This is a genomic window from Candidatus Harpocratesius sp. (assembly GCF_054039255.1).
Genome location: NZ_JBPLBG010000017.1, coordinates 1 through 22085 on the forward strand (window position 1 = coordinate 1; position 22085 = coordinate 22085).

Annotated in this window: 22 protein-coding genes; 10 read left to right on the forward strand and 12 right to left on the reverse strand. The window is 28.8% G+C overall.

What is annotated here, in order from left to right:
- Window positions 1–221 precede the first annotated feature (221 nt).
- Together ACXLDF_RS03890 and ACXLDF_RS03895 are read right to left on the reverse strand one after the other, a co-directional pair.
- A complete protein-coding gene (locus ACXLDF_RS03890; RefSeq protein WP_457557182.1) occupies window positions 222–458 on the reverse strand; it encodes a hypothetical protein in 237 nt (78 codons plus the stop codon).
- Window positions 459–785: 327 nt separating this feature from the next.
- Window positions 786–914 (reverse strand): hypothetical protein, encoded by a 129-nt coding sequence (locus ACXLDF_RS03895; protein ID WP_457557183.1) that lies wholly within the window; start codon window positions 912–914, stop codon window positions 786–788.
- 1726 nt (window positions 915–2640) lie between these two features.
- Between ACXLDF_RS03895 and ACXLDF_RS03900 the strand changes: the two genes are divergently transcribed.
- Both ACXLDF_RS03900 and ACXLDF_RS03905 read left to right on the forward strand, forming a co-directional pair.
- The gene (locus tag ACXLDF_RS03900) at window positions 2641–2907 is read left to right on the forward strand and encodes a hypothetical protein (RefSeq protein ID WP_457557184.1); all 267 of its coding nucleotides are present in this window, start codon (window positions 2641–2643) and stop codon (window positions 2905–2907) included.
- 48 nt (window positions 2908–2955) lie between these two features.
- Complete coding sequence (locus ACXLDF_RS03905) at window positions 2956–3924, forward strand: hypothetical protein (protein WP_457557185.1); 969 nt, start codon at window positions 2956–2958, stop codon at window positions 3922–3924.
- Window positions 3925–4056: 132 nt separating this feature from the next.
- Here ACXLDF_RS03905 and ACXLDF_RS03910 read toward each other — a convergent pair whose 3' ends face one another.
- Both ACXLDF_RS03910 and ACXLDF_RS03915 read right to left on the reverse strand, forming a co-directional pair.
- Window positions 4057–5457, reverse strand: a complete 1401-nt coding sequence (locus ACXLDF_RS03910; protein WP_457557186.1) for an IS1634 family transposase — start codon at window positions 5455–5457, stop codon at window positions 4057–4059.
- 15 nt (window positions 5458–5472) lie between these two features.
- Complete coding sequence (locus ACXLDF_RS03915; RefSeq protein WP_457557187.1) at window positions 5473–5727, reverse strand: hypothetical protein; 255 nt, start codon at window positions 5725–5727, stop codon at window positions 5473–5475.
- Window positions 5728–6381: 654 nt separating this feature from the next.
- Between ACXLDF_RS03915 and ACXLDF_RS03920 the strand changes: the two genes are divergently transcribed.
- Entirely contained in the window at window positions 6382–8397 is a 2016-nt protein-coding gene (locus ACXLDF_RS03920) for a hypothetical protein (protein WP_457557188.1), read from the forward strand.
- Window positions 8398–8703: 306 nt separating this feature from the next.
- Here ACXLDF_RS03920 and ACXLDF_RS03925 read toward each other — a convergent pair whose 3' ends face one another.
- The 4 genes from ACXLDF_RS03925 to ACXLDF_RS03940 all read right to left on the reverse strand — a co-directional run bounded on the left by ACXLDF_RS03925 (window position 8704) and on the right by ACXLDF_RS03940 (window position 11968).
- Window positions 8704–10074 carry an ogr/Delta-like zinc finger family protein gene (locus ACXLDF_RS03925; RefSeq protein WP_457557189.1) on the reverse strand — a complete coding sequence of 457 codons (1371 nt, stop codon included), beginning with the start codon at window positions 10072–10074 and terminating at the stop codon, window positions 8704–8706.
- Window positions 10075–10294: 220 nt separating this feature from the next.
- Window positions 10295–10648, reverse strand: coding sequence for a hypothetical protein (locus ACXLDF_RS03930; RefSeq protein WP_457557190.1), 354 nt, complete (start codon window positions 10646–10648; stop codon window positions 10295–10297).
- 30 nt (window positions 10649–10678) lie between these two features.
- Window positions 10679–11218 carry a hypothetical protein gene (locus tag ACXLDF_RS03935; protein ID WP_457557191.1) on the reverse strand — a complete coding sequence of 180 codons (540 nt, stop codon included), beginning with the start codon at window positions 11216–11218 and terminating at the stop codon, window positions 10679–10681.
- A gap of 309 nt (window positions 11219–11527) precedes the next feature.
- Entirely contained in the window at window positions 11528–11968 is a 441-nt protein-coding gene (locus ACXLDF_RS03940) for a hypothetical protein (protein WP_457557192.1), read from the reverse strand.
- A 499-nt stretch (window positions 11969–12467) separates the two neighbouring features.
- Here ACXLDF_RS03940 and ACXLDF_RS03945 point away from each other — a divergent pair, with 499 nt between their 5' ends.
- The 4 genes from ACXLDF_RS03945 (at window position 12468) to ACXLDF_RS03960 (ending at window position 16730) form a co-directional block, all read left to right on the forward strand.
- A complete protein-coding gene (locus tag ACXLDF_RS03945) occupies window positions 12468–13580 on the forward strand; it encodes a glycosyltransferase family 4 protein (protein WP_457557193.1) in 1113 nt (370 codons plus the stop codon).
- Between the two features lie 47 nt (window positions 13581–13627).
- Window positions 13628–14089: an acyltransferase gene (locus tag ACXLDF_RS03950; protein WP_457557194.1), complete on the forward strand. Its 462-nt coding sequence runs from the start codon at window positions 13628–13630 to the stop codon at window positions 14087–14089.
- Window positions 14090–14173: 84 nt separating this feature from the next.
- On the forward strand, window positions 14174–15319 hold the full coding sequence (locus tag ACXLDF_RS03955; protein WP_457557195.1) for a DegT/DnrJ/EryC1/StrS family aminotransferase: 1146 nt from the start codon (window positions 14174–14176) through the stop codon (window positions 15317–15319).
- 7 nt (window positions 15320–15326) lie between these two features.
- Window positions 15327–16730 (forward strand): NAD-dependent epimerase/dehydratase family protein, encoded by a 1404-nt coding sequence (locus ACXLDF_RS03960; RefSeq protein ID WP_457557196.1) that lies wholly within the window; start codon window positions 15327–15329, stop codon window positions 16728–16730.
- 352 nt (window positions 16731–17082) lie between these two features.
- Here the strand turns inward: ACXLDF_RS03960 and ACXLDF_RS03965 are convergent, their stop codons facing one another.
- On the reverse strand, window positions 17083–17670 hold the full coding sequence (locus ACXLDF_RS03965; RefSeq protein ID WP_457557197.1) for a hypothetical protein: 588 nt from the start codon (window positions 17668–17670) through the stop codon (window positions 17083–17085).
- Window positions 17671–17783: 113 nt separating this feature from the next.
- Window positions 17784–18158, reverse strand: a complete 375-nt coding sequence (locus tag ACXLDF_RS03970) for a hypothetical protein (RefSeq protein ID WP_457557198.1) — start codon at window positions 18156–18158, stop codon at window positions 17784–17786.
- Between the two features lie 515 nt (window positions 18159–18673).
- On the opposite strand from ACXLDF_RS03970, the gene ACXLDF_RS03975 reads away from it, so the two are divergent.
- The gene (locus ACXLDF_RS03975; protein ID WP_457557199.1) at window positions 18674–19462 is read left to right on the forward strand and encodes a glycosyltransferase family 2 protein; all 789 of its coding nucleotides are present in this window, start codon (window positions 18674–18676) and stop codon (window positions 19460–19462) included.
- 215 nt (window positions 19463–19677) lie between these two features.
- On the opposite strand, the gene ACXLDF_RS03980 is transcribed toward ACXLDF_RS03975, so the two are convergent.
- Window positions 19678–19998, reverse strand: coding sequence for a hypothetical protein (locus ACXLDF_RS03980; protein WP_457557200.1), 321 nt, complete (start codon window positions 19996–19998; stop codon window positions 19678–19680).
- A 72-nt stretch (window positions 19999–20070) separates the two neighbouring features.
- Complete coding sequence (locus ACXLDF_RS03985) at window positions 20071–20385, reverse strand: hypothetical protein (protein WP_457557201.1); 315 nt, start codon at window positions 20383–20385, stop codon at window positions 20071–20073.
- Between the two features lie 265 nt (window positions 20386–20650).
- On the opposite strand from ACXLDF_RS03985, the gene ACXLDF_RS03990 reads away from it, so the two are divergent.
- Both ACXLDF_RS03990 and ACXLDF_RS03995 read left to right on the forward strand, forming a co-directional pair.
- Entirely contained in the window at window positions 20651–21256 is a 606-nt protein-coding gene (locus ACXLDF_RS03990; RefSeq protein WP_457557202.1) for a hypothetical protein, read from the forward strand.
- Between the two features lie 387 nt (window positions 21257–21643).
- Window positions 21644–22018: a hypothetical protein gene (locus tag ACXLDF_RS03995; protein ID WP_457557203.1), complete on the forward strand. Its 375-nt coding sequence runs from the start codon at window positions 21644–21646 to the stop codon at window positions 22016–22018.
- The last annotated feature ends 67 nt before the right edge of the window (window positions 22019–22085 follow it).

Sequence of the window (22085 nt, forward strand, 5' to 3'; positions counted from 1 at the left end):
AGACGGAGCGATTCAAAAAGTTTAGTTTATCGCATTCTTTTTAAAAGGGCGCATTCATGAGGTGCAATTCAAGTAAAGTAAATTTGGTAGGAGGTAAACAAATATGTAAGATCCCTTAACTTAATGACATTGGATCAAACAAAAGGTTTGAAAGATATCAAATAACTTAAGTTTTCCATATCAATTAATTCTTTATGAATTTCCATTTTCAGTGAAATCTATTAACGTTCACATCCAATATATAAGTGTTTATACACCCAATTTGCTATCGGACACGTTTTACACGCAATTTTCAGTTCATGTAGCCATGTGGCAAATTGTTCATGACAATAATGCGAAAAACTTGATTTCAACTGCCCGATCGATTGATTTTCAACACCATAACGAGTTAACAGTCCTTTCCGGTTTGTCCATTGTAAAAATAAATACACGGAATTTCTGCTTTTTTTATGTTTCAATTATATCACAATGTTGTTCTATAATGTCTGTTGTTTGTTTTTTTCATTACAATTGATAAACACAACCCGATGTATGCCTATTTTCGGAAAGTAAATATCACATATCGCCGTGTTATAGGTTTTGACTTTACTTGTTTTAGGATTTTTTACTTTTGTCAACTTTAATTCTGAAAATGGTATCGATTCAAACTAATCAGATAAATCCATTTTTGGCCGTCTTCCTATACTTCCTTTCCAATTACGCTTCGGACGAGAAATATAACTCTTTTCCAAGCCTTGTAGTAATTTTACATTTTCTTTTGTCATGAAAAAGCTGTTAATTAAAAATTAATCAAGACAATTTGGCATCTGTGAAAGCTGTTCAATTATATTTCTTGCAATCTCATTCTTTTCTTGATATTTATCTTCTAAATTTCGCTTTTTAAGCTCTTGTATTCGACGATAACCTTGAAACATTATAGGGTATTCAATATTTTTATGATAATAATGCCCATAATGAGCGACATGTCTAATTCTGTGCCTTTTTTTGTTGTTGAATAGAAATAGTCAACTCCTTCCATATCGATACTAGATTACGGAATAATATGCTCATCAATCGCAATCACACCTGTTTTTTTCATCTGTAAAAGCGGATCTTTCTGGATATTTTGAATTATATCATCAAATAACTGTGGTATATGCTGAGAAAGTTTATGGATTTCACGATAGAAGGTAGTTTGGCTATTTGCAGTGATTAATTCTTAATGGATTTTGTGTGGTGAAGGTTTTTCAATTAATATTGTCCCAGAAATCAATTACTCGACCAGATTCTGTTGTTCTACTGGCTCAGATTCCCAATTATCAATATAAGATACAAGAAAACGATTTGTTAACGGTCGATTTTCCAAGATTTTCATACTTAAAAAGAGAAATCCATAGAAGTATTTAAATCTTCTTTTTTTGCTCAAAAGAGATTTTTTCGATAGTATCCTTTGATTTCTGGCTTTTTCGGAAAAAACTTTTTTAAGGTGAAAAACTCAAGCAAATAAATTAGTAATTAATAAATGCATTATTTCCGTTTTGGTGAAAAAATTATTCCATTTTACCGCTTCTCGCATAATAATCTATTATATTAGATAATCTTCAAGAAGCTGATTTGATTCTTGTTCTAATTGACAAGTATATTGCTTTAAATGCTCGTATTATCATAATCCAGTATTAAACCCAACATTTTTCGTATTTTTTTGCCTAAAATATTTTCAATTTCTTTTGATCTTTAAGAATCGGGGCAAAAACATCTCTGGGCTTTAAATTTCAGTGTTTTTCAAAAAATACGTTAAAATTCGCAGAACATGAAAAAAAATAAGAACTATTTTTTACATAAATCTCGGCTAATATTCATTAGTCTAGCCAAGAAAATTCTAAAACTTAATCTTATGAAAGCCTTAAGAAAAGAATTTTACTTCAATACAGATTATTTTATCTCAAATTGGTCAGAAAAAAATATTCTTAAAATATAATAAAAGCAGATAGTTATATAAGCAGGTTATTTGCTAATAATAAATTTTACCATAATAGACACCTAAATATAAGATCTAAGAAAATAGAGACGATAAATCGAGAGTTAACCTACATTTTAGACTTACTAAAAGCAATTGCTACTGTTAAACTCTGATAATCGGATCTTCTGATAAATATATATAATTATAAAGAAATAAAATGCAAATATTAAATGTAGATAGAATGGATCAGTTGTATCATTTACGTTATTTGTAAATAATCTAAATAAAAAATAAGAAAAAGAAATGAAAAGAAATGGTTTAGAATAATTTATTCTTGTTTTTTTTGAAAAATTATCAATTCCCATTAAAGAATAACTAATAACTGGAACAAACCCATAAATAATCAATCTTTCTATATTGGAAGCTATCAATATTTGGCAATAAATTAAAAATAAAAAAGGTAGATGAATTTTAAAATTCGAGGATCTTTTTAAATTTTTAAATTTATTTCTCAATCTTAAATCACCCTCAATATATCAATATATATCGTTAAGTAACATATCGGTTTTTTAGATAAATGATAGATATTTATTCAGAAATGCTTGATTAGAGATTTCAATAAAGTTTTAATCACATATTTGTTTTGATTTCTTATAACAAGTCGCCTAAGAAAGCCCGTTACAAAAAAATATCACGATATTATGATAGAATCAGACAACAAAGAACAAATATTGCTTAAATCAATTCAAATTTGTTGCCCGATTTGCCAATCTCACCCGATTGGAGAAGACGGGACGAAAAAGCGAGGAAAAACCCGCGTACAAAATTATCAATGTCGAAATCCTAAGTGTTCTTTCCTAAATAATGCAAACCAAGGGAAGCAATTTACTGTTTACTCCAGTTTATTCATCAAAAGCATTATTCAGATATATTCAGATGAAATTATGGCAAAATTGTTTCATTCTTAAGGTAAATTAACCGATATTGCAAAAGATTATTCAATTTCTTCCAGTTTAATGACTTACTTAAAAAAGAAATTTCAAGATGCGTTGGACTACCAGCATGGGCTTCAAAACTTAATTGATCAACCGCAATTAGAACATGCTATAGCAATCGATGAGAATTTCTTGAAAATAAACGGTATCTCATTTTATATAATTATGGCGACAGGATATGCAACTCACAAGGTTTTAGGCCTTAAAGTGTCTAAAACTCGCAAATGGGAAGATATCCGAGATGTATTTTTAGAAACAAACCGAAATTCACAAGAATCTTTGGAAGTAATCACTGCAGATGCATGGGGAAGCACTAAATTTTGCGCAAAGAACCTTAAACGCCCAATTACTTTAATTACGCACCGTCATAAAAAAATTTATGAAGATGTCGTTATCGAATATTATAATTACGAAAAGAACATACGAAAAATCACTACAATCGGTGTGAAATCCGATTTTGTGAAGAAAAAAGCGACTCGTGAATATTATTATATGGAATCAGAAGAAGATCTTGCAGTAAAAATGAAAAAGAAGCGTGGAAGAAAAAAAGGAACAAAGAACGGACAGGGTAAGAAGAAAAAGAAGCCAAAGAAACCAAAAACAAAAAAGAAACGGGGTCGTAAAGGATATCGAACAATGTTTGATAAAGGAAAGCGCGGATATGCAAAGATTGACCCGTACCAAAAAACGGTACGAGTCGGTAAAGAGATTCCTCCTGCTGTTGACGCAACGTTAGAAGAAGTCATAAATCTTTACCCAAAGATATTCATTCAAAATAATCTTGCAGAGCATAAAAATAGTTTGCTTTCGAATTTTTTAATACTTTCAGGGCCAAAAACTCCAGAAGGAATCGAACGGCGTATTCGTGTTTGCATTATTTGTCATAATAATCCCTTAATATTATCTGGTTTAACTTTTAATCATAATTTCCAATCAAATTTCTTAAATTCAATGATACGTAAATCTCCGCTATTGAAACTTATGGTGTGAGAGTCAAATATGAAATAAATAAAAAAAGAGGTGAGATTTAATAGATCCTTCGTTTTAATAATTCATCCTATTTTCTTAATAAAATTTCTAATTAAATTGAGAAATAAAAAAAAATTAGGGTACACATATTTTTTAGATTTTTAATTCTAAAAATTTATGACGATTTTTGGCATTTGTAGACATTTTATTTAAAAGATGAATCGTTTTGTTTGAATTCTTAAAGGATATTTCTGAAACTTTTATTTCTGACAAGTACTCATACATGTTACATAATGAAATCTTTGGAAATTTCTGATTAATTTTTCTTAATAATAAAAGAACTAAAAGAAGACCAATCACGCAAGAAAAGAGATGCCCTCTAATGCTGGAATCATTTCGGTGATAAATAGGTCGTACGGGAAATAGAGAGGGACATTTTAAATATTTAAAGGCATTTTCAACCGTATATTGCTGTCTATAGAGCCATACTATTTCATGTGCTGAATATTGAGGATGATTCGAAATTAAAAAGGATTTTCCAAAAGTCTGTAAATGTTTTTCTAATGCAGGTTTGTCCAGTTTTATAGAATATTTTATTTTTCCTTTATTCTCGAATACATTATATGATATCCATTGAAAATAGGCTTTTATTTTGATGATTGATTCAATTTTAGATTTTACTGCATTAATATCACGCCACTTTTTAATATTGAGCCGATTTTGGAAAAAATCATTTATTTCGTTAATTTTTTTCTCTAATTTTCTTACAAGATTATTTTTTTGCCATTCTGAACTTATAGGATTATATATAATAATTAATCGACGATTTCTTCCATACATTTGTTCCGAAAATTCCAAAATCCCTACTTTTTTTTGATTAGGAAGAATAAACATTTCAAAATCATTTTTTGATAGATGTTTATATTTTTTTAGTGTACTGGGGCGCACACTTGCGATAAAATTTAAATTCATTTTATCTATTTCGTGAAATGCTTGTTCCGATAGGTTTCCTTTATCAAAAACTAATGTTAACGAGGAAGGATCTTTATTCATCTCTTTAAGACGATTTAAAAAAACGCTAATTTGTGAACGAAACAACGAAGCATCTTGATAGTTTCTTGGATACATTTCGTGAAAAAATGGAAATTCACCATCATGAGTGCAGAATAGTGCTAAACCAATTAAATTTAGCGTAAAACGATTTTCTTTTGAATGACCATGTTTTGGTAAGATTTGAATTTCAGAAGGATTAATATATGTATAGAAATTTGTAGGATCATAAAAAATAGTGTCTATTTTCACCTGCAAATGTTGGATTAAGCGATTTTGTATTTGATTTTCAATATTTTTTATTACTTCAGGTGTTAAATATTTAAAATGATTTGAATATGCTTTCGCATCAAAATACGAATCAATTGAGGGAAAATAATTTGGATAAATACTGTTATCAAACCAATAGAGGAGTTGAGTTTTTGATTTAGGTTTTAAACATCGATTTAGAGCTGCAAAAAGTATATAATTTCCAACTGAAATTCCATGATCACGTTTATACACGCAGTTATCGATGATTTATACAAGATTTAATTCAGAAGCTATATCAAATAGTGCTTTATGCAATCCAAAATATTTAGTTTCTATCGTGTATTCAGATGATAAATGTATTTTGGTGATTTTCTTTATTTTATCTTCAGATCTGAGATATTTCTGCCAAATACGCTTTGATTTGCCATTAACTCTTGCAGTTTCTTGAAGATAAAGATAGAACTTTCCTTTTATTTTTTTCCTGACTAAATGAACCATTGGTTGTTCATAATTAGGGATCACAAAAATTTAGATTTATCTTATGTAACTATATTTCAAATTATTATATACGAAATGATCTTAAAAAAGTTAGGGAACACGCTCTTAATTTTTCGATATTTCCTGCAAGCATAAATTTATAAATCATATAAAAGAATTTGGAGAAATTACATTCAATATCACCTAAAAAACGGATATATTCTTAGAGTCGGTAAAAATTTATCGTAAAAAATCAAGAAAAGTTTAATTTTAATTTATAACTTACGAACTCAAGAATTTAGAAATTAATACTCAAATGAGGAAATTCTAAGTTATTCCTTCCAATTTCATCTTTTACTAAATTTTTAATTTTTTCCATCAATAATTGACATCATGAACCTTAGAGATTCAAGGAAATATTTCTTTATAATTATTATCTGTCTTATTTCAAGTTTTTCGCTTTTTATTTTAAAAGATGTCAAAAATTTATGGTTTTTTAGTGGAATACTTTTTTTCCTTTTATTGTGGTTTTTGTGTTACATATTTGATTTTAAAAATACAAATTTTCGCTTCGACTTACAATATTCTTGGATTCAAGTGATTTTATTTATAATTTCAGTGATTTACACTCTCAATGTTCTTTTTTTTGAAAAAAAATTTCTTTCCAATTCATTTTTTTTGATTCTCCTTTTAATTTCAGTGCCAGGATATTTTTTTTCAGAAATATTTCAAATACGGGAAAAAATAACTTTCTTGGAACATCAATTACTCTCTTATTTTATTGGTATTGGTTTTATCGGAGGAATTTGGTTATTAACCATCAATTTACCCATAAATAATAGGATTTTAATTGAAATAAGTTTAATTGATGCTTTTGCAACAAGTAATCTCCTCCTTTATCGAAAGAAATCCATAGGTGTTTCAACCAATGTTTTAACACTCTATGGCTTAGGGATTGTTTTTCTTTTTTATATTGGAATATGGATTGTTTTATATCCTGATCATTTGCATATTATAACTGATATTTCAGATCATTATTCACTAGCTATCAGCCTTGGATTTAATCCTTCGACTTTGAGTGATTTTGATTATATAATTGAAACTGCTTTCGAGTCAGCATTCATTTCGATAAGTTTAGATTCAATTAAAATGAATATGTATGCTCTTCTCTCCCTTAACTTTTTTATTCCCATATCTGTTTTTACAGCAGCAAAACGAATATTTGGTAAAGAAAAAGAAAATTATGCAATGATTTCAACGTTCTTCTTCACGTTACTTAATCCAATCTGGGGAGGATTATTGACGCTTATATCATATAATTATACCAGATTTATTTTTCCTGATCTAAGTTTTATGTCGATTATAGATCGACTTAATTTTTTTACACAAGATAGCTTTTTATATTCAATTATTGGTCTATGGACCTTACCGAATTTCGTTGATCTTGTTCTATTATTTTTTATTGTCGCTTTTGTATTAAATAAAGAAGTTTCTCTAGTTAATATAACATTTATGATGGTTTTTCTTTCTACTCTCCTTTTTTTGATTCATATACCAGAAGGAATTATTTTTTCTGGATTTTTGGCTGTTTATTCCTTCTTTTTTATGAAAAAAAATAAGAAAACCAAATATATTCTTATAGGACATATAATAGGTAATATTATCGCATTTTTTACCTTCTTTTTGTTAGATTTTTTACCAATTTTTCCCTTATTTGACTTAAATCTAGCCTTAAAGCTGGGTTTGTTGTTGCCGTTGTGTATATCCACCAGCGCATTTCTGTTTATAATGATTTTTCATCGCTTTGATTTTTTTAAGGAACGTATTTTAAATCACGCAATTATTGGTTTATCGGGGATCTTTATAATATTATTTGGAATAGCGACTGTGATTAAAACAATTGAATTGTTTTCAATTGATTATTATCAAGATCCGATTAATACTGACACGTTTAGCAATGTACCTTGGTACAATTATTCTCTTCTTGGTTTGAATCTTTTATTAACATTAATTGCGATCTTTATTGTTGGTTATACTAAAGATAAGAATATTCCGAGATTTTTGATTACTAGTTTTTATACTAGTTTTTTTCTTGGAAAATTAATAGAATTTATAAACCAAAATTATTATTGGACGAGGTATAATGAAAAACGATTTGTACAATTTATAAGTATGATAGGGGCTCTACTTATTCCATTTGTTTTTGAAAAACTGTTCTTGGTCATGAATAAGTTCAAAAGTATAAAAATAAAAATTGGATTAAAAGTAATAGTCATTTTTTTTGTGGTAATTTCCAATTTTCTTTTTGTTCCTCTTGTAGTATATACACGCCAAAATTTAGCCAATTCTCACTATTCACTAAGTGAAAGTGAGTGGGAAGGTATCGAACAATGTGAAAATTTAGTCAGAATGAATCCGAAAGTTGGATTCTTTGCTCTCACAGAACGGGGTAAGGATTATTTAGTTTATACAGGAAACCAAGAGGTTATCGCTCATAATCAAATTGATAATCGAAATAAAACTTTGGCAGAATTCAAATATTATTTAACAAATAATTTTGAAACTGATTATATCTATGTTTTAATACTATACAAAAGTGATAGAGAATATTTTCAATCTTTAGGATGTGATTTAAGATATTTTCTGAATAATTCTTCTGTGTATTTTGAAAATTTAGAAGTCAGAATAATAGGACCGATATGCCAAAAATGTTAAATTGAAATTATTTTGATCTATTTGATTTGTACTTAAGAAATAAACAATAGAATTTACTCTGTTTAAATTGAATTTCAAATTACATAGTTCCAATGAAGAAAAAAAATGGATAATATCCAATTAGGCAAAAATCGATTCTATTGATTTTATTCCAGAAAATATGTATTCAAACAAGGAATTGATTAATACCAAAAATAAAGATATTTTTATTCAAAGAAAAGGAGATTACAAGGTTTTACTTGTTGTAGATATACTATAAAAAAAATCAAGAAAAAACCCAGATCGACTATTTTCAATGACAAAGGATCAATTCACAGACACCCCCACTTTTTTATATCTTCCTAATTTGAATATAATGTCAAAAAACCGCCGAAATTCAGAATTATACCATCCATTATACATAATTTTAGGCCGAAATTTGTGCGGTACCATTAGTAAATCTAAGATCTCAGGTGAATTATGAATTATTATAAAAGATCTTAAACGCTTTTCTAAATCTTCAGGCGATTTTGGGCCTGTTAAGTTGATATGTGCTTGAATGACACTATTTTTATTCTCTGCGAGATTATTTGATATGGACTTACGCCAAAAAAGGTCCTTTATTTCTCCTAATGCAGCAGCTACCGCAGGAGAAACATTTTTAGCTAATTGGATTTTTTTCTGATATGGATTAATTTTCGCATAACCCTGCTTTCCTCGGTTAAAAGGGGCAAAAATACCTTTGCGTCCTTTTGTATTTTTTTGCTTTTTTTTTTGTTTCTTCTTCTGTTGTTTGTTTTTAGCATCTTTAGGACGTCCCCGCTTTTTAGGTGATTGCGGAACAATATTCTCTTTAGTTTTTATATAAAAATATTCCTTTTTTGCTCGCTTTTTAAAAAAATCACATTTAATCCCGATTTTAGTAATTTTTCGATAATTTTTATCATATTCGATTTTCCAAATAACTGCCTTGTCATAAGGTTTTTTGTGCTTGTGAATAACAAGAGTTATCGGTTTATTTAAATTTTTAGCCATTACTTGCATAGGACCCCAAGTATCGGCTGTAATTATAGAAATAGGATATTTCGTGTTTCTTTCTGCTTCATCAAAAATATTTCTTATGTCTTTTTCTTTTCTGCTTTTAGATACCTTAATTCCAAGTATTTTATGAGTAGTATAGCCGGTAAACATGAGAATGTAGTATGAGACGCCGTTAATTTTGATAAAAGTTTCGTCTCCAGCAATTGCTGTATCATCTGTCGGTTCTTGAACCAGTTGGTCCAATCCATATAAAAGATCAAGAGTTTTTTCGATTTTTGTTCTGATAAAACTCACCAAAGCATTTGAAACGCCGGATTTTTCAGCGATTGCCGATTGACTGATTTTTCCCAGCATTATTTCAGATGTCATTTTCTTTAAAATACCGTTAAGTGAGTTAATGAACGCCCAAGATGATGTAAAAGAAAATTGACGCGCAGAAGTGTGATCTTTTAGATGAGAACAATCAAGATTTTTGCATTGAAAATATTCAATCCTTGTTTTCTTTCGTTTATGTGTACTGTATGTTCCTACCATAGTTAAATGGCAGTTTGGGCAAATAGCTGGGACATTAGTTAATACTTCAGATGTATATATTCCAGTTTCAATCAAGATTGGGCTATTAATTATAGAATAATCTTTTTTCGGTCGTCCAACCATAATTTACGACATTAATCAAGTGATTTAAATTTAATCATTTCTCTGAATTCTGCGGCGAACAGAAGAATAAATCATAAATTATATCTTAAAACAGTTCATAAAGGAAGGATGAGATAGTATTTATTCTGAATGTTGATTTTTTCACTATAAAATAAAAAATATTTAACATTTTAATTGATCATTCGTCATTGAAAATGGTCCCATGATCTTCAAAAGTAATCTAAGCTTTTTTTTCGGTTGAATCTTGAGGTTCATATAGCTTTAACATGGCTATTTTTCCTCCGATTGAAGATTGCCATCGTTTTGATTCTTTTTTTTGTATTTGTATCAATTTCGTTAACTCATTCATCACAATATCTCTTGAATAAGATCCTTTCATGTTATCCAAATATTTTTGAACTTCTTTTTTAGGGACATATTGCTGTTTCAACTCAAATTCACCTCGAACTCGAATTTGACGACTCACATTAGGCTTCCCACTTCGTGTAATAAACTTTTGCTTTTCTTGACCAAATTGCTGCTCCATTTTTGAGTTGGTTCGTTCTTGTACAGGAAAATCATAATAACTGAACAAACCTGAGCTATAGGAACTGTGAAGGCGAACTCATTGTTCTTTTATTTCAACAAATGTGGCATCTTTTTTTGGAAGAAATGATTTGATGGACATTAATGGATTTCTTTCTTTCTCGATACTTTTCCATAATTCTTTGAAAAGTTTGCTTAACCTTTGCTCATGTTCAGTTCTAAATGTATATATTTTTAGATTTAATACTGCTCGCATTCTTTGGAAATCAGAAAATAACGATTGACAACCAAGATAATTCGCTTTTTGATCATTTAACACGTCAGTTAATTTATCTGCTGTTTTAGCCAAGATTTTAGTTATTCGATGGTTAGGGTCTTTTAACTCACAGATCTCCATAATTTCATCCTGATGCTTTGAAATTCGAGAAAAAGACGTTATCCCTCGTAATTTTTCGAATTTTTTGGTTTTTGATTTCACCAGTTTCAGAAGATCACTCTCAATTGTAGCAAAATGCTTACGATAATTCACAGTACCAATGTTTGGAATCTTTCTGGTTTCAGCTTTTCCCATCGTGGTAATTGGAAGATGGTTAATTAGTTTTGATAATTGTTTTTGCATCGAGCTGTCTTTGATCTCCAAGAAATTCCGCAAATTTTGCAAAAAATGGAATTGATAGTATTGATGGGGTATTTTGGAGTAATATTCTTTATGCATTTATACGATCGACCCTTGTTAATCAGAAAGAATACCTGAAAGTTGCACATCATATGATTGTAGGATGTTTTGGATACATCTATGCAACGTAATATGGTCACTTGAGCGTAATAATTGCACATCCAATACTCGATTACTAATTAAATCCACAAAAAGCCATAATGCATCTTCGCCATCTTCAGGTTTTTGACCATCTAAACTTAATAAAATTTCTCACTGCTCAGTAATCAGTTTTTTAGTTTTTTTGTCAATTTGATGAGAAAGATAACAGTCCACTTCATCCATATTATTCCGAATTGTGTTTTCTGAGATCTTTAGACCAAATTCATTCAAAATGCGGCGTTGAATTTGCGTAGCATTCATGTTGTATGTTTTAGCTTCACGTCCGATCCATTTCCATACTGAATATGAATATTTTTTCTCTGGAAATGTATACATAGGGGCTGGATTGAATGGATGAGTGTAGTTATAGCATGAAGAATTACGACACCTATAATAATACCGTACTTCTGAAAAAGTATAGTGAAAATCTTTAATACTTCTCTTTCGACCAGGATAGAGAAATTCCACACGATTATGGCAAAGTGGACATTGTTTGTTCAAATATTTTGGGTAAGTTGTATAGATTGGTCTTGAAACCATAGAGAGTGCCATAAAAAGAAAAAGAAAGCGCTAGTTTTGAACTTTTCGAAAAACTAGATCATTTTTGAAGTTCATGAAAAACCTATAAGTATTATTCAAGATTCTATTTTGATTTACTGTTTTTTTTTACAATATACTTATGGAAAGTAGAATATTAGATACAAAAAGCTAAATTATGCTTTAATTATCGTAAAATATTCATTAGTTCATAAAATTAGTAAAATCCAACCCTAAAATGTATTACATAAATTCAAATAGAAATGTATTAAATGAATGTGGGGAAATCGAACAATCGTAAAACAAATTTTTGCTATTTATTAATTTTTCGAATTAAATTAACTATTTTACATGAATTCAATTAAAAACAAATATTTTGCAAATCATTACACTTGTAGCAACTTTTAAGGCAAATATTTTAGTGTAAAATTCATATGATCTTAAAATAATTTAATTTATAAAAGAAGTCTAATCAAGCAGAAAAATTGAAAAATTTAAATAAATAAAATCAATTATGACTAAATATCTTATCTTGGCAAATGCAAAATCATACTTAATTAATAAATGGTTAAATATCAATAAATCTGACATCCAAATAAAACTAATTTCAGTTTATAAAAAAGGAAAATTTATGAAAGAAATTGATTTTGAACGTATCAATTTTAAAAACTCAGCCTTTTTTTCTTATATTAAATTATTATTTAATATTAGGAAAATTATAAAAGTATACAAACCAGATATTATCTTTTCTCATTATTTAATACACAATGGTTTAATAGCCACATTTTCAGGATTTCATCCCCATATCACAGTAGTTTATGGTTCTGATGTATATAAATCTTCAAAAATATCTCAACTTCTAGCAAAAATTGTATTATCAAAATCAGATAAAATCATGGTATCGAATTATGCAACAAAAAAATTTTTAATTAAACATTATCATATCAGAGAAAAGAAGATAATTGTTGCATATTGGGGAATAAACACCCAAATATTCAACTTAAAGATAGATAAAAAATTGGTACTTGAAAAATCAATTTTTCTAAAAGAATTCGATTTAAATCCCCAATTTAATTATATTCTAAGTCCCCGTTTGCTTAGTCCTATATATATGCATGAAACACTTTTATATACTTTCAAATTAATTTCTGATAAATATCCTGAATTTAAATTTATTTTTATTTCATTCTTACATAAAAATAAGTCATATATTAAAAATTTAAAGCAAATTACAAAAAATCTTAATTTAGAGAATAAAATAATTTGGATAGATAGACCATTATCTCAGGAGGAAATGAAAGAACTTTTTTTATTATCAACAGTAATGTACCAAATACCAATACATGATCAATTAGCTGCAACATTGTTAGAAGGAATAGCATGCGGATGCTTTCCGATTGTTTGTGACAATGATTCGTATTATGAAGTAATTCATAATCATAAAAATGGCATTATTGTGAAAAATCGAAATCCAAAAGAATTGTTTTTCGCATTTGAAGAATTTTTAGAAAACAAAGAATATTTTAAAAATGAAATAAAAAAAACAAGTAATCATATTATCGAAACTTATCCAGAAGAAAAATATAGCGAAATTATTCAATCATTATTTGAATCTTATAAAGTTTAATAAAATTAATTCGTTTAATAAAATATACCAATAAAGTGAAGCAAATAATGTTTTGGAATTATAAAAAAATAAAGCATGAAGGAAAGGTCCCATTAGATTACAGAAGTAATTTTTCTGACTGGAAATTTCCTAAAGTCCCTACCTCTGAACCAACAATCTATGGATGGCGTGTTTTTGGTTATGATGAAAAAGAACAAGAAAAATTAAAAATTGGCTTTGGTTCAGATATTGCGGCATTTTCAGTTCTTTATGCTCATAATGGAATTGTTATTGAACCATTTGTTCAAATTGGGCCACATTGTTCAATTATTAGCAAATCTACAATTGATAATAAATCTGGTTGTGTTGTTTTAAGACAGAATTGTCGGATAGGTGCATATTCTACGATAATGCCTGGAGTTACAATAGGAGCCAATAGCATTATTGGAGCTTATAGTTTCGTTAATAAAAGTATACCTTCTGATGTTATTGCTTTTGGAATTCCGTGTAAGGTCATTAAAAAACTGTAATTAATAAGATTTAAAGCAAATGTTGGTTAAAAAAAAATATTTAAGTATCAAAAACCTTATAATTTTTCGGGAAATCTCACACATATGAAAAAGAATTATCCATGGTTTGATATTTATTGGGACGATGAGGATATAAGATCCGTCTCTAATGTTATAAAAAGAGGTTCTTTCTGGGCGGTAGGTCTTGAAATTCCTTTATTTGAAAAAAGACTTCAAGAATTCTTTGGAATGAAACATGCCTTAGTATTAAATTCTGGAACATCCGCATTACATGCACTATTACTTGCTTATGGTATTACAAAAGGAAATGTTATTGTACCTTCGTTTTCTTTTATAGCTACAGTTAATTGTGTTGTGTTAGCAGGAGCAGAGCCCCGATTTGCGGATATTGAAACAGAAAGTTTCGGTTTGGACATTAATGATGTAGTTAGAAAAATTGATGAAAATACAAAAGCAATAATTGTCATGCATTATGCTGGGTTTATTAGCAAAAACATCAAAAAATTAAGAAAATTGGCAGATGAAAAAGGAATTTTGTTAATTGAAGATAATGCAGAAAGTTTTGGTGCAAAATTAGATGGAAGATATTCAGGAACATTTGGTCACTCATCAATTTTGAGCTTTTGTCAAAATAAGGTACTCCCTACAGGGGAAGGGGGAGCTGTTTTGACGAACAATTCAGAAATATATGAAAAGATTAAATTGCTAAGGTCTCATGGAAGAGTTGAGGATGATAAGATTAACTATTTTGAAACCATCCAATTTATGGACTATATCGATGTAGGTTATAATTATAGGATGTCGTCTATAACTGCGGCTTTAGGTTTGTCCCAAATGAAAAAAATAGACAAATTAATAAATTTAAGGAAAAAAAAAGGAGAATTATATGATAAACTTTTAAGTGAAATCTCTGAAATCGAAGTAATTGAAAAAATTCCAAATAGCGAATGCGTTTATCAATTTTATGCTTTTTTAGTAAAAAATTCGAAGGATCGAGAACCTTTACGAGATTATTTAAAGGAAAATGGTATTTTTACGAAAGTACAATTTGAACCTATTCATTTAAAAAGTAGTTTTAAGAATAAATTTGGTAGTTTTAAAGGCTATTTACCTAAAACTGAGGAAATATCAAAAAAAGTAATTTCTATACCTTTTTCTTTAAATTATACAAATTCAGATTTTGAATATATAGTAAATAAAATAAGATCTTTTTGGTATGATGAGATGTGAGATAAATATGAAAATATCTATTGAAGTGGAAAAAAAAATTAAAATTTATAACGAAAATGAAAGATTGAATGAAGTTTTAAAGGATATGTATAATTCATTTATAAACGTAATAATATTAAAAAATAGCTTAAATGAGTTTTCTGGCTTTATTGATAATGATTTATTAAAAAATTATTTCATAGAAAACGAAAATTTGGAAATTCCATTAAAATCTATTATACAAAATCAAAATTTTTATGTTTTTAATGATCAAATTGATGAAAACAAATTAGTTAATTTCATGATAAATAAAAAAATAAATTATCTTCCTGTCCTAAATTCAGATAATGAATTTATAAAACTTCTTCATCTATCTTTCAATGAATTAATTGATTATAAAAAAAAAGAAGAAATCAAAATCAACTATTCAAAAGACGAAAAGAAAATTTTAATCATCGGAGGAGCAGGATACATAGGTTCCCATTTATGTCAGCTTTTAGTTGATAATTATAAATTGAGAATTTTAGACAATTTAACCTTTGGAATTGAACCTATTAGAAATCTTATAGAGAAAGAAAATTTTGAACTCATTCAAGGTGATTTTTTACATATCCCAACATTAATCCGTTCCTTTAATAATATTGATAAAATCATACATTTGGCTTCAATCGTGGGTGATCCAGCATGTAAAATTGATCCAGATTTAACTGTAAAAATCAATATACAAGGTGTCAAAGTATTAGGAATTCTAGCAAAGTATTTTGGAATTCAGAAATTAATTTTTGCATCAACATGTAGTGTATATGGTTTTTACACAGATGCAATTTTAACAGAAAAATCTGGACTAAATCCAGTTTCTCTATATGCAGAATCTAAAGTTGAAGCTGAAAAAATATTATTAAAATTAGCTGATATGAATTTTCATCCAATCATTCTTAGATTCGGAACAGTGTTTGGATTATCATCAAGAATGAGATTTGATTTGGCCATTAATTTACTTAGCGCGCTAGCAATTGTCGAAAAAAGGATAACATTATTTGATGGAGAACAATGGAGACCATTCATTCACGTTAAAGATATAGGAAAATGCATTAAAATTGTTTTAGAGACAGATAAATTTGAAGAATTTTCAGGAGAAATTTTTAATGTTGGTTCGAATCATTTAAATTGTCAAATTAAAGATTTAGGAATATATTTTAGAGAAGTGTTTAAAGACTCGATTGAAATATTTCATAATAATGATAAAGAGGATAATAGATCATATCGCGTCAATTTTGATAAAATTTCAACAGTTTTTCATTTTAAACCAGATTTTGATATTTTAGATGCAATAAATGAAATACGTAAATTTTTCGAAAATAATCAAATTGATTTTAGAGAAAAGAAATATAGCAATTCAAAAATTTTTGACTATAAAGTTATAACATTGTAAAAAAAGTGCGATTCGAAAAATGAATAATTTCGAAAGAAAAGTAACCACATTTATTCAAAACAATGAGATTTTCCAATTTCCCATGATTCTCATTTTTGTCTTTTTTTCTATTTCATACAGAACTCACCTGAAACGTTACTAAGGCTGGAATGCTTTTAGATACCATTTTGAAAGAGATATCACAATCTTCAAGAATTTTATCTAATATTTTCGGCTCATCACGAATTACAAAATAAGAAAATAATAAATCATCCCACATTTCGACAGATCTTCTTCCTCGAAAATTAATAAGTTTTTTAAGGACACTATACTCTTTTTCCACGAGGTTGGAGGTAATGTACATATTTTAAAATTACTTGAGGATTATGTTCATTGCGGCCGATGCCACTGATACACTTCCCCCAAGAGCAATAATCCGACCTCTTTTCTTATCATGATTGAAGACATGCACGTCCCAGTCCTTATTGGTTGATTTTCCTGGTGGCCGTCCGCGATGTTTGGAATTCTTCGCTTTTTCCTTCTTTTCAGCTTCAATAATATGCTTAGGGCGGTTCTTTCCTCCTCTTTTTCGTCCCCGTTTTTTTTTACCTATACTTTCTTTAGTTGTTTTTATTTGTCCGATAAACCAGCCATACTTGGCAGTGATCTCATTTGTAGTTTTAAATATAGTTTTGGAAACTTCAAATTCAGTATATGAATAAATTTCAATTATAATTCTGCCATAAGGAGGTTTATGAATATGCCTTACATGAGTGAGATTTACTTTCAATGCCCTTGCTACACTCATATAGACTCTAAAACCATCGGAAATTAAGAGTTGCAGACCATATAATAATCGATCTGCACAATCTTTCACAATTTCAAGTATTTTTTCTCTCGTACGCTTTTTTATTAATTCTACCGCCATAATTTTATTATTACCACTTACAACTACAATCAAATACCATGTTTTTTTACCAATTTTTAAAAAAGTCTCATCAATAAATAAGCAATTACTCCGTCGACGCTTATTTTTGAAGATTTTTCTATGTTTAACTGATTTTGATATGAGGGTTATAAATTGTAAAAAAGTCGAGAAATGGTAGATTTCTTCATTTGCAATCTTTTTGACAATGATTTCGCATTTAAACGCCCTCTTTTTAATGATTGACTTATTATTGATCGAATATCGTTTTTCATGTCTTTAAAGAATCGACTTGTATGAAGATAAAAGGATTTTCCACAGGTTAAGCATACAATTTGTTGTGGCGAGCCTTTTACACCAGTATTGTGTCCATTTTTCGCTAATATATGTATTTTTTCATCTTTACTTTCGTTTGGGATGCATATTGTAACTGTATCAGTTATTTCCTTTGATCCAATAGTAATTTTTAGGGGAAGTTGTAATCCATCAGATGGAAGTGAATCAATTTTACACGTTAGTGTCATGATACTAAATGTAACATACAAAACAATAAAAAAATTTTAAAAATAAGATATCAATTAATTGATTTTTGTCGGTCATGGGAATTTGGAAATTCTCAATAATTGTATTAATGGTAATAACACTTAACCTAAAGGTGTAAAATAAAAAAATCAGATTATTAAGAGGTTCTAGCAACATTCTAAAAATTGATAAGATTTCGAAAATCTTGCATAAATTACTCCAAAACCCCTAATCCGCCCCAATTTCAATTTAGTCGAACTACAGTTTGACAAATAAAATATCGAAATGCATCAAATGTCAATGATAAATGATCGAAATAGGACATTTTCGCCCGATTTCAAGTTCTTGAAAATGCCGACTCAAATATTGGTGGGATAGACGGGTTTTTGTTGGAAATATGGCTGCAAAAAATAGAATTTGATTGAAATAAGCGAAGTTGCTATAACCTCTTAAAATGCGTAAAAATATATATTATAAAATTCTTTAAAAATTATTAATAAAAATCTAATGAAAAAAAATGATTAGTAATACAATAGTTAACACTGAGATTATAAATAATGTAATAAAAAATACTTCACTCCCTGCATTTAAATCCAGTGGACTTTATCCATCAACTTTTATTTCAATAATAATTCCTTGTTATAATGAATCTAACACAATTATTCCAATTATTGAGAAAATTCACAATTTAAAATTAGCAAATTATGAAATAATTATTGTGGATGATGGTTCTAAAGATGGAACTGTCGAAAAACTTTTGGAAAGAAGGGATATTCGTTTTATCTATCATAAAAATAATCAAGGATACGGTCGTACAATTTTAGATGGATTAAAAATAGCAAGAGGTGATATCTTCATAACTATTGATGGTGATGGTCAACATGACCCTAAAGATATTCCAACCTTTTGTCGATCTATTATAAAGAATGATGTTGATATTGTTATAGGATCACGATATAAAGGTGAATATTATTATCCCATTCCGTTTTTAAATCGTGCAGGTGAAAGTTTTATTCAAATTTTCCTAAAAATATTTTTTCACCAATCAGTGCGAAACAATCAAGGAGGTTTTCGCGCTTTTCATAGGAAAACAAAAAGGATTTTTAAACAGATTCGATTTTTCGATATGGCATTTACTACCGAATTATTAATGCTGGGAGCGATTTACAACTTTAAGATCGAAGAAGTACCCATTCATTTACATGGACGTTGCTTTGGAAAATCAAATGTGCGAAAACTTCTGCTTTTCTTTGATATTATCAAGGGATTTTTATATTATTATTTGCGAAAATTTAATGCAATTTAATAAAGAATGCTTTGCAATCAGATTTTTATTTTAGAATTCTAAAAATATCTTTTTTTCAGTGTTTCTTCAAATTAGGAATAAAAATTTCAAGATCGGAAAAAGAAAGATATTTAGAAAGCGTTGTGCAATTGTACTTTTTTTTATCAATTCCCAATGAAATAACCTTTTTTGCATTTTCTTCTCCCCATTCGCTGATTAATTCTCACTAATATTAATTAGAGGTTGATCGTGCCAGATAATTCATCAATTTGCCAATCTCGATATTCTTGAAATGTCATTTGGTGTTTGGAGCCTATCTCATTGCGTTCAATCTGCCAGAAATTGAACAATAAATATTTTCCCATTTCAACAAATAAGCGTGTTCCATCATCATTGGACCGCCATATTCCTTTATGTTCATCTACATCCCGAAATGCCGTCTCAATTTGCCATCTCATTTTGTAATATCGTTTGATGGTATACACGAATGAGGTTGAATGATATTGAGGGGCGGTAGTGGTGATCAACGCATAAATTTGGTTAGATGCTTCCTTCAAACTTAATTGTCCTTTCCGATAGTCCTTTTTAATCGTTGCTAACGATTGATTTCCTCGAGCATAGAGGAGTGCCTAGCAGCGCATTATTTTCCGTCTTTGTTTCTTTTTTGTTTTAGAACCGAGGCTATATTGCTGAATTCTGCCACGATTTGCATTTAAGATTTCTTTTTTACAGTTTTTAATTTGGTGATAATTTTTTGCAGGAGTGATGACCTCAATGTTTCGTTGTTTGAATGATTTCAATACATAGTATCGATAATATTCCCGATCAACTACACATACTTTGATATTAAGTCCAAGATCTAGAAGCCAATCTGCAATTTGAACCTTAAAAGGGATTTTTGATTCCCTGAGTGCTACATGATGGTATCCAATGAGCAATGTCATTAAGTTAGACACAAATCGACAAAAAAATACAATAATTTATTTAAGGATAGACGAGATTTCTCAAACAACATTAATATTCAACATAAAAATTTTTGATATTTTTAAATATTTACCACATATAATCGAGATTGCTCATTAATTCTGCCTATTCTAAGACGAAAATCGATATCTTTATATTCTAAAAAAAATTCCTGTTATGCACTTAAAAAAATCGTTATTTTCCAGCCTACGGAATTGAAATTAACGAATTAAAGGTGTATAAATTATGAATATTTGCATAGAACATAATAATAATATCAATTATATTCAAAATATTAAGAATAAAATCATTGAGCCTTCACTGTGTGAAAAAAATAAAACGAATTTTAAGGATTTCACAAGAAACAGGAAATTGCCATTTGATAGAATGATTGGGTTATTATTGAATAAACCAGAGCATTCAATTACTTCACGCCTTAATTTAGGTTATGAAAAATTATTTCCTAACGATTTAGATGTGATTCCAACTTCTAGCGCATTTATTCAAGCTAGAAAAAAGATTAATCATCAGGTTTTTGTTGACTTATTAAATTATTCAAACACGCTGTTTTACCAAAATCTTGAAAATAAATACAAGGTCAACACATGGAAAAGACACACGCTTCTAGCAATAGATGGAAGTCGATTTACAATACCCGCTACTGAAAAAACTGAGCCATTGTTCTCTAGAATTCGGTCAAAAAACCAAAAAGAAGGAGTATTGCAAGGGAATGCGGTCTTCCTTTATGATTTTCTTAACAATCTTCCGCTAAATGTTTCATTTGGAAAAGTTGAAGCAGAAAAAAGCCTTTCTTTGAAAAGCATATTCCTTTCATTAAAAATGGACCTTTAACAGACTATTTCCTAAATCCTATTCTAATTTTTGAGAGACTGTTCATAGATTTTAGCATGTTTGCATTGCTCATTGCAAACACTCTAAACTTTTGCATACGTTCCAAGACTTCTGCTACATTTAAAGTTATTGTAGATTTCGCAAATAGCCAAAAAGACGATTCTATTCTTGAATTTAAGTGCCCACGTTCCCAAAAAGCATATGTTGAAAAGAATAACCTATTAAATTCTAAATTTACGAGCTGTCAAGGTTACACTCTCTACAGGAGAGACTGAAGTTTTAATTACAAATTTGTTTGATGAGAAAATTTATCCTACAAAGTGCTTCAAAGAGCTCTATTTCAAACGATGGCGGGTAGAAGTTAGCTTCAGCTTTCTCAAAGTCTTCATGTCGATTGGAAAATCTTCTTCAAACAACCTTCAGTTCATTCTACAAGATTTTTATTCATGGATATTCTTATTTTCATTTTGTGAAATGTTAAAAAAAGAAGAGGACAAGCTTGTAAAAACAAAAAAGGAAGCCAAAAATAGGAAATATGAATATCAAGTGAGTATTGCTAATTTGATCACTGCGGTTCAGAATCATGTAATTGAATTAATGCTTCTCCCTAATCTTGATCTTAAAATAATATATCAAAGACTTTCACGTTGGATTCAAGCCGAAATAATCCCCATACGCCACAATCGAAGCTTTAAACGACCTAGACGGAGCGATTCAAAAAGTTTAGTTTATCGCATTCTTTTTAAAAGGGCGCATTCATGAGGTGCAATTCAAGTAAAGTAAATTTGGTAGGAGGTAAACAAATATGTAAGATCCCTTAACTTAATGA

Coding starts and splice junctions, on each gene's coding strand:
- ACXLDF_RS03895 (WP_457557183.1), bottom strand. CDS start 914: ATGTTTCAAGGTTATCGTCGAATACAAGAGCTTAAAAAGCGAAATTTA.
- ACXLDF_RS03900 (WP_457557184.1), top strand. CDS start 2,641: ATGATAGAATCAGACAACAAAGAACAAATATTGCTTAAATCAATTCAA.
- ACXLDF_RS03905 (WP_457557185.1), top strand. CDS start 2,956: ATGACTTACTTAAAAAAGAAATTTCAAGATGCGTTGGACTACCAGCAT.
- ACXLDF_RS03925 (WP_457557189.1), bottom strand. CDS start 10,074: ATGGTTGGACGACCGAAAAAAGATTATTCTATAATTAATAGCCCAATC.
- ACXLDF_RS03935 (WP_457557191.1), bottom strand. CDS start 11,218: ATGCAAAAACAATTATCAAAACTAATTAACCATCTTCCAATTACCACG.
- ACXLDF_RS03940 (WP_457557192.1), bottom strand. CDS start 11,968: ATGGCACTCTCTATGGTTTCAAGACCAATCTATACAACTTACCCAAAA.
- ACXLDF_RS03945 (WP_457557193.1), top strand. CDS start 12,468: ATGACTAAATATCTTATCTTGGCAAATGCAAAATCATACTTAATTAAT.
- ACXLDF_RS03950 (WP_457557194.1), top strand. CDS start 13,628: ATGTTTTGGAATTATAAAAAAATAAAGCATGAAGGAAAGGTCCCATTA.
- ACXLDF_RS03955 (WP_457557195.1), top strand. CDS start 14,174: ATGAAAAAGAATTATCCATGGTTTGATATTTATTGGGACGATGAGGAT.
- ACXLDF_RS03960 (WP_457557196.1), top strand. CDS start 15,327: ATGAAAATATCTATTGAAGTGGAAAAAAAAATTAAAATTTATAACGAA.
- ACXLDF_RS03970 (WP_457557198.1), bottom strand. CDS start 18,158: ATGACACTAACGTGTAAAATTGATTCACTTCCATCTGATGGATTACAA.
- ACXLDF_RS03975 (WP_457557199.1), top strand. CDS start 18,674: ATGATTAGTAATACAATAGTTAACACTGAGATTATAAATAATGTAATA.
- ACXLDF_RS03985 (WP_457557201.1), bottom strand. CDS start 20,385: ATGACATTGCTCATTGGATACCATCATGTAGCACTCAGGGAATCAAAA.
- ACXLDF_RS03990 (WP_457557202.1), top strand. CDS start 20,651: ATGAATATTTGCATAGAACATAATAATAATATCAATTATATTCAAAAT.
- ACXLDF_RS03995 (WP_457557203.1), top strand. CDS start 21,644: ATGTCGATTGGAAAATCTTCTTCAAACAACCTTCAGTTCATTCTACAA.